Annotated in this window: 6 protein-coding genes and 1 pseudogene; 5 read left to right on the top strand and 2 right to left on the bottom strand. The window is 42.2% G+C overall.

Translation table 11 applies throughout. The features are described from left to right. Positions 1–233 precede the first annotated feature (233 nt). The gene (locus PX636_RS11700) at positions 234–2,198 is read right to left on the bottom strand and encodes an FAD-dependent monooxygenase family protein (RefSeq protein ID WP_288117290.1); all 1,965 of its coding nucleotides are present in this window, start codon (positions 2,196–2,198) and stop codon (positions 234–236) included. Between the two features lie 121 nt (positions 2,199–2,319). On the opposite strand from PX636_RS11700, the gene PX636_RS11705 reads away from it, so the two are divergent. The 3 genes from PX636_RS11705 to PX636_RS11715 all read left to right on the top strand — a co-directional run bounded on the left by PX636_RS11705 (position 2,320) and on the right by PX636_RS11715 (position 4,291). Then, positions 2,320–2,562, top strand: coding sequence for a hypothetical protein (locus PX636_RS11705; RefSeq protein ID WP_002800028.1), 243 nt, complete (start codon positions 2,320–2,322; stop codon positions 2,560–2,562). A 7-nt stretch (positions 2,563–2,569) separates the two neighbouring features. Then, positions 2,570–3,385 (top strand): LmeA family phospholipid-binding protein, encoded by an 816-nt coding sequence (locus PX636_RS11710; protein WP_288032420.1) that lies wholly within the window; start codon positions 2,570–2,572, stop codon positions 3,383–3,385. A 225-nt stretch (positions 3,386–3,610) separates the two neighbouring features. Next, entirely contained in the window at positions 3,611–4,291 is a 681-nt protein-coding gene (locus PX636_RS11715; protein ID WP_288117291.1) for a GerMN domain-containing protein, read from the top strand. A gap of 44 nt (positions 4,292–4,335) precedes the next feature. Here PX636_RS11715 and PX636_RS11720 read toward each other — a convergent pair whose 3' ends face one another. Beyond that, positions 4,336–5,397: a mechanosensitive ion channel family protein gene (locus PX636_RS11720; protein ID WP_288117292.1), complete on the bottom strand. Its 1,062-nt coding sequence runs from the start codon at positions 5,395–5,397 to the stop codon at positions 4,336–4,338. A gap of 28 nt (positions 5,398–5,425) precedes the next feature. Here PX636_RS11720 and PX636_RS11725 point away from each other — a divergent pair, with 28 nt between their 5' ends. Together PX636_RS11725 and PX636_RS11730 are read left to right on the top strand one after the other, a co-directional pair. Then, positions 5,426–5,917 (top strand): c-type cytochrome, encoded by a 492-nt coding sequence (locus PX636_RS11725; RefSeq protein ID WP_041803763.1) that lies wholly within the window; start codon positions 5,426–5,428, stop codon positions 5,915–5,917. Between the two features lie 247 nt (positions 5,918–6,164). Further along, positions 6,165–7,203, top strand: a pseudogene (locus PX636_RS11730) (O-linked N-acetylglucosamine transferase, SPINDLY family protein); the annotation flags it as partial.

Consider the following 7,203-nt stretch of genomic DNA (forward strand, 5'->3'; position numbering starts at 1 on the left):
AGATCTCGACCACTATTGCTTACGCGATAACCGAGCTTCGGCGGGTCGTGTTGCCAGAAAAAGTATGGGTCTTGTAGCAAATTAAATTGTATTCAGTGCAGATAGAGCATCAAGGATGAAGGGAAATCCTGTCAGAGAAGCAACCCTCTGGGGGTGTTAACTTCTTAAACAATTCATCTACTTTGACTTCTAACGCGCTTAGGGTGATGGGAGCGTCAATTGATAAATATCCTCTAATTTCTTAAGCTATAATTAAAACTCAATAACTTTAACCAGAGGCGGGGATTGTCTTTTTCTAGCCAGCTTTGGGAGTTTTTTAACCATTGGGAAAACCAGGGACCCAAAAGCAGATTTTTGACTCCATCAAGGCTAAAATCGAGATAGGAACCCAACCAACGAATTAAATCCTGACTGCCAGCCATTTCTGCTATCCATAACAGTAAAGCGGGGTTTTTTCTGGCCGCTTTAATTGCTAAACGGCTAAAGGTCAACCAATCGGTTTTATCCTTAATAAAAGTTTCGGAAATCTCCGGCGGTTCGTCGGCCAATAAACCGAAAAATGTGTTTAACATGGCGTTAATTCTTTGGGGTGGTAAGGTTTTTCCCGTGGGAACCATCATTCCTTTAGAAAATAACCAAGTTACCGCCACATTACTTTGATAGGCCCGCACGTTTTCTAGGTCTTTAGCTGTTAGTAAATCGTGTTTCAAGGCCAGAGCCAAAAGATGGGTTAAGCGCTCTAAATTACGCACCAAAGAACCGAACCCAGTAAAAATTAAGGGTGATTGCAGGGAGGCGGCATCACCGATGGCTAAAATGCGATCAAAGGAGACAATTCGATCTTTTTTTCCTGTGCTAAAATGCCCCGGTATATAACCAAAGGTTGGTTTTTTCCAAGTTAATTTTTCTGGGTCACACTGTCGATATTCGGGCAAAATAGTAAAGAAATCTTCGTACATTTCCAACAGAGAACCGGGGTTATCGGGATGGACTTGATGATAGTGAAATAGATAGAAGGTTAATTCTCTTCCTTCCCCCGGAAATAATTCCCAAATTAATTGCCTACCTTTAGAAATATCGCCATGGGAATTTAAGACATCGCCATAGTGAGAATCCCACACCACCGGATCGAATCCTTCTACTACTGCCCCCACCGTCGGACAGACACTATCAAAGGCACGCACTCCGTTTAATTGCCAGGCAATGGGGGAGGCGGAACCCATAGCATCAATCAATAAACGGCCTTTTATCTGTTGAATTTCTCCACCATGATTAAGGGTGACAGTAACACTATTAGCAGTAATATCAGCCTTAATAAATTCGGTTTGATCGAGAATTTTACCGCCATAATCCTGTATTTTTTTACCGCAGGATTGCAGCAATTTATCGGAATTAATGGCGATATTTAAAACCGTGGGAGTATGGAGAATTTCGGCTTTCAGATGGGGGGGATTATTGCCATCAAAAAACTTATTAAAGCCATCGATGTATTCTTGGAAGATTAATTCCTCGAATTCTTCGGCAGTAAATAAGCCTAAATTAATTAAACTTTGAAACTCCGATCGAGAGATATTCCATTCCCGATTCATTCGTCCGAAAGGTAGTCTTTCTACTAAGAGGACTCGATAACCTAATTTGGCCATCTGTGCGGCGTGAATTGCCCCCAAGGCACCACCAATATAAATTAAGTCGTAGGCGATGGGATGCTCATTTTCCTCACTGCTAGAGAAAATTACCGGCCGCGGTTGTTGGGGATTTTTGGCACTGTCGCGCCAACGTTTTTCCCACCAGTACAAACGTTCTAAATCTGCCTCCCCTTGGGGCATTTTGCGGAAGTAGTGAACCGTTAGGGGATAGTCCGCTTCTAAATCTGTAAAAATTGAGTGATTTTTTTGATCGATGTTGGGTATCGTGCTATACTGCGGCGGAAAACGCTTTTGTAAAGCTCGATCGAGCTGCCGAGTCAGAGATGTTTCTTGAGAATGCGATCGCTCACCCCAGCGGAAAACTTTTAAATAAGTAGTCCGTTGCAGCGTCCAGACAAAGATCGACAATTCGATCGCCTCCGATAAGCGCAATCTCACCCCGTTAGGTGTATTTGTCTTGACACCGCTTGCGGGTTGCCAATCGGATTGTAACCACTGACAAACGGCGATCGAGTCGGGAGTCGGAATTTCTCTGTAAAGTATCTCTCTCATCTTGATTTAGCTATTACACCTAAAAATCGTCTGATTACGCTAGACTACACAAAAAGTTTTCTGAAAAAAGTTTAAAAAACTTTACATACCTAGATTAATACACAGCCAGGACCATCTGATTATGAATTATCCCATCCCGACTACCCCCGAAGAAATTGCCGCCCTCCGACAGCGCCCCGTGGACGAGGAGATGATCGCTGCCGTGATTGCGGGAATCATTAGAATGGCCCGCGCCCAGGGTCAATCTCTCGATGATCTGACTGAAGAAATTCTCGCAGAAGACCCGATTTTAGATCAAGTGCAACGACGTTGGTTAAGTCAGCTTTTGACTAATGCTTGGCAAAATTTAGCTGAATGGGTGTAATTGAGCGATGGAATGGCTAACAATCACTCTCGCTGGTGTTTTGACCCTGTTAACTCCCGCAGGGGCAATTATCGATACGGTTTTAGCCCATACCCTTCGCTCCCAAGTCCAAAAAGTGGAACAATTAGCCGTCAGGGTCGATAATACTCCCAATTATCAGGCTCTGCAAGGCAAAATCGATCGAGTTCGCATTTCTGCGCGGGGAATTTATCCCCTTGCTGATGTTCGCATTGAGAAGATCGAGCTAGAAACTGAGCCAATTAGCCTCGATTTGCGGCGATTACAGCAAAAAAACAGCAGTTTAGCCGCCGCCTTGCGCCGACCGGCTGCGGGGGCATTGCATCTTGTCCTCACGGAAACTAATGTTAATCAAGCTTTACAATCGGCAGCGGTCAAAGAACAAATTCAGACCCTGATTAATAATCTGATTCCCTCTAGGGAAGAATCGAGCAGCACAAAATATCAACTTAGTCAAGCAAATTTTAACTTTCTTAATAATAATCGAGTCGCCCTCAGCCTGCAGCTAGAGACCCAAGGGCCGGACGGCCCCGCAGCCAGTCTCGATCTGAGCCTAGAAGTGGGATTTAAGCTAGTGCAGGGGCGAAAAATCGAGCTTATTGACCCCACAGCCACTCTTAATGGTCGTCGCATCTCCTCGCGCCTCCTCAAGGGGTTTGCCGAGGGTATATCCACCCAGTTAGATTTAAAAAACTTCGAGAAACAAGGAATTATCGCCCGCCTTCTCCAATTGCAGATCGACGATGATAAGCTGAGTATAGCCGCCTTTGGCAGCATTGAACCTCGATCGGGGAACCCCAATTAAATTTAACGGTCGGAAAACAGGAGATCGGAAGTGGGAATTATGAATTATCAATTATGAATTATGAAGTGGGGTGGTGGGGAAGTGGGGAAGTGGGGAGATGGCGAGAATAAAAGCGTTCGACTGCTCACTTAAAACTGATAACTGCTCACTTAAAACTTAAAACTTAAAACTGATAACTGATAACTTAAAACTGATAACTGATAACTGATAACTAATAACTGAATTATGCCTAGTTCTCGCTCTAGTGATAAAATCTCTTTGCCTTGGATAATTGGTATCGGCCTCGCTTTATTTACTGCTGGTGGGGCCACTGCTTGGTTTGCCGTCCATCACCTATCTTTCTCCCAGAAAACCAGCGAAAACCCGATTGAATCTCCCACTCCAGCGCCGATAAGTCAATCACCAATTGTTGAACCGGTTTCTCCCGGTCCAGTGGAGACAAGTCCAACAGCAACTCCTGCAGCTATTCCTGTTAGGGAAACTCGACAGGTTTATTGGTTAAAAGTGACTGATACGGGTAATCAATTAGTCAGCCAAGAAATTACCGTTCAAAAAGCGGATAGCGGCGAGGGAGAGTTAACAGCAGTATTGCAAACTCTATTAGCTGGTCCAAGTAATCCTCAGGATATGACTACTATTCCCGCCGGGACTAAATTACTTGATTTAAAAGTAGATAAAACGGGAATTAAGATTAATCTCTCGCGGGAGTTTGGCAATGATGATGGCCCTGATATGTTGATCGGTCGTTTGGCACAAATCATCTATACTACTACCACCAGGGATCCCAATGCCAAAGTCTGGATTCAAGTGGAAGGAAAACCCCTAGAATTACTAGGAGAAGGCCACGGTATTGAAGTTGCCCAACCGATGACTCGTAAGTTTTTTGAGGAGAATTATCAATTGTAATTTGTCCGCGCATTTCAATTGTTTGTTGCGATAGCGAATTGAGATTAACTAGGGGGATTAGTGGGGGGATAGGGAAAAAAAATCGGATAGGGAATTTTAATTCCTTCTTGCTGATAGCGTCGGTGTAGGAGTTTTATAAATTCGTGTTTAATGGTGAGATGTTGAAAAAATTCTTCTTCTACCACCTTGAGATAAACTGTTAGCACAATGCTATAGTAATCGAGTTTACCATAAAGAATCAAGGGTTTATAGTTACCGAGGTGAGGTTGCAATAACTGAGCGATTTCTTGCATAACTTCTAGGGTAACTTTTTCGACTTTTTCTAAGTCACTATCGTAACTAATGCCCACTTCCACGGGAATCAGTAGGGAGTGATCTGGTAAACTATAGTTACGGAAACTAGAAGAAATGATCTGAGCATTGGGAATAACCAAAAGATTATTGGTAATTTCTTCGATGACTGTGCATCTTAAATCCACATCTCGCACATAACCAGCTTCTCCCGTTTTCAGTTCAATATAATCTCCCGGTCTAACTTTTTTAGAAGTGATAATATTAATCCCTGACATTAAATTAGCTAGGGTATTTTGGAGAGCTAAACCGAGGGAAACACCCCCAATACCAAAGGCAGTAAGCATGGGAGTTATCGAAATACCAATCGAGCTTAAAATCAGCAAAAAACCGCAGCTAAAAATCAGAACTTTGGCGAGAAATTCAAATAGGGAAGTTAGGGAAGAAATGCCATCATCTCCCGTGGTATAAACTCGTAATATTTCCACGGATAATTGAGCAACAACCCAAGTAGCCGAAGCTAAAAAAGCCACTAGCAGCAATTTTTGGCTCAGGAGAATGAGGGAGGGAAAGAGGGGAAGATTGGGAAGGGAGAGGGCAATATTTAAACCCAAAAGTCCGAACCAAAGTATGCTTAATCCACGAAGGGAACGTAAAACCCCTTCCGAGAAACGCAGGTTTTTTTCTCTGGCAATCGATAAAAGTTGACTGACAACGCGCTGTTCTACGAGCCATCCCAACAGCAGGAAACTGAGGATGATGGTGATAGGTAAGATAATATAGGGCCAATCTTCCAGTCTGGTTAATAGGTTCATTGCTAGAGGGTTAGAAAAAGATGCAGTTTTGTCTTATATTATTCTCCATTTGCCTATCTCTAGCAGGAGCGGTGGAATTTTGGGGCAAAAAGTTGCAAAATGTAAAGAGAAACTCACCTTTCCTTCGGCGGCCTTCGTGAATAGTCAGTTATTTAAACCAAAATTCGGGCTTTATCGATTCTTAATGGTTATAATCGTGGTTTTGTTCCTGATTAGCACCTATTTAATCACCTTTCATCTGGCTAAGATGTCGGATCCCTACATTAAAGAGGTGTTATCCCTACAAGGTAATGTCAGTCGCGGTTACGAAATCTTTCAAATTAACTGTGCTGCTTGTCACGGTCAGTTTGCTGATGGCATCGTCGGACCGAGTTTAGAGGACGTTTCCCATCGCAAATCGAGAATTAGTCTGATTGAACAGGTAATTAGCGGTAAAACCCCGCCAATGCCCAAATTTCAGCCCGATACTCAAGCTATGGCCGATTTATTGGTTTATTTAGAAAATATTTCAAAAAACTGACTTGAAAGAGGGTGTGGGGTGTGGGGAAGTGGGGAAGTGGGGAATGGGGGAATGGGGAATTTCAACTAAAACCCTAAAACCCTAAAACCCTAAAACCCTAAAACCCCAAAACCCTAACACCCCCCGCAACGCGCACGCAGTGACCACCCCAAAACCCAACCCCTGAGCGACTGATAAATTTTACTTATATAGAAAAATTTTGCTTCTATTTGGGTACGCTAGTAGAGACACTTAACGATAAATACTTATGTCTTGGCATTCCCAAGTTGAACCGGCAATTATCCAAGGGGATTTCTGGCAAGTTAGCCAGTTTTACGAAGAACTGATAGAAAGAGAACCCCTAGAAATTAGTCATTATTGGTATTTAGGATTAGCCTATCTTTTGGAAGCTAGGGAAGAAGAAGCACAAACCACATGGTTATTCGTCCTCAGTCAAGGGGATGAACAGGAGGTGATGCTGTGGACAGCAGATTTAGTCAATATTTTGGATGGGGAAGCGCGCAGACAATTAGAGTTAGGCAATTTAGAAACCAGTTGGTTAATTCGAGGACATATTCGCGAGATTAGTCCCGATAATATTGATAATTTACTGCGGTTTATTTTATTAGCAATTAATTTGAATTATTTCGATAAAGAGCAGTTACAAGCTTGGTTATTTGTTGATGTGTTAAAAACAAATAATTTCCAGATTCTAGAGTTAAGTTTATTGGAAGAAGTTTTAGAAAAATTTCTCGATTATCAGATACCAGAAACCGTCCCCTACTTAGAGGCAATATTTCAATCTCACCGTGAGCGACAAACTTTTATCAAAGTAGTAGAAGCTAAATTACCTTCTCTAGGCATACCATTGGCTATTGATATTATTAATACTTGTTTGGCAGTGGAACCAGGGCAAATTTATCTGTTAGCTGAACTGTATCAATGTTATTTTTATAATCGAGATTTTGCTGCTGCTATGCAAGTAGCTAGTCAATTAAAAACAAGTTGTCAAGGGTTGCCTTCTCAAGCTGTAGCTGATTTTCTTGCTCTTTATGTCAAATTATTTAGTGGTAATTGGGTCGATATTAAGGCAGATGTTGAAGAATATACAGAATCCTTGCAAAAAACCATCGCTAATCGAGAATGTCCCAGATTACTGGATAAACCATCCCTAGCAATTTTATCCCCTCTAGTTTACCTAGAAGATAACCCACGAAAAAACCGTTACATTAGTAATTGTGTTGGTCAACTTTTTCAGGAATATGTTTGCAATAATTCTAACTGTCATTCTCTGCAAAAATCGACTA

The sequence above is a fragment of the Microcystis sp. M53598_WE2 genome, from assembly GCF_030067735.1.
GTDB lineage: Bacteria > Cyanobacteriota > Cyanobacteriia > Cyanobacteriales > Microcystaceae > Microcystis > Microcystis aeruginosa.

What these genes read in the sequence shown, in the direction of transcription:
- PX636_RS11710 (WP_288032420.1), top strand. Translation starts at nt 2,570, where the DNA reads ATGGAATGGCTAACAATCACTCTCGCTGGTGTTTTGACCCTGTTAACT.
- PX636_RS11720 (WP_288117292.1), bottom strand. Translation starts at nt 5,397, where the DNA reads ATGAACCTATTAACCAGACTGGAAGATTGGCCCTATATTATCTTACCT.
- PX636_RS11700 (WP_288117290.1), bottom strand. Translation starts at nt 2,198, where the DNA reads ATGAGAGAGATACTTTACAGAGAAATTCCGACTCCCGACTCGATCGCC.
- PX636_RS11705 (WP_002800028.1), top strand. Translation starts at nt 2,320, where the DNA reads ATGAATTATCCCATCCCGACTACCCCCGAAGAAATTGCCGCCCTCCGA.
- PX636_RS11715 (WP_288117291.1), top strand. Translation starts at nt 3,611, where the DNA reads ATGCCTAGTTCTCGCTCTAGTGATAAAATCTCTTTGCCTTGGATAATT.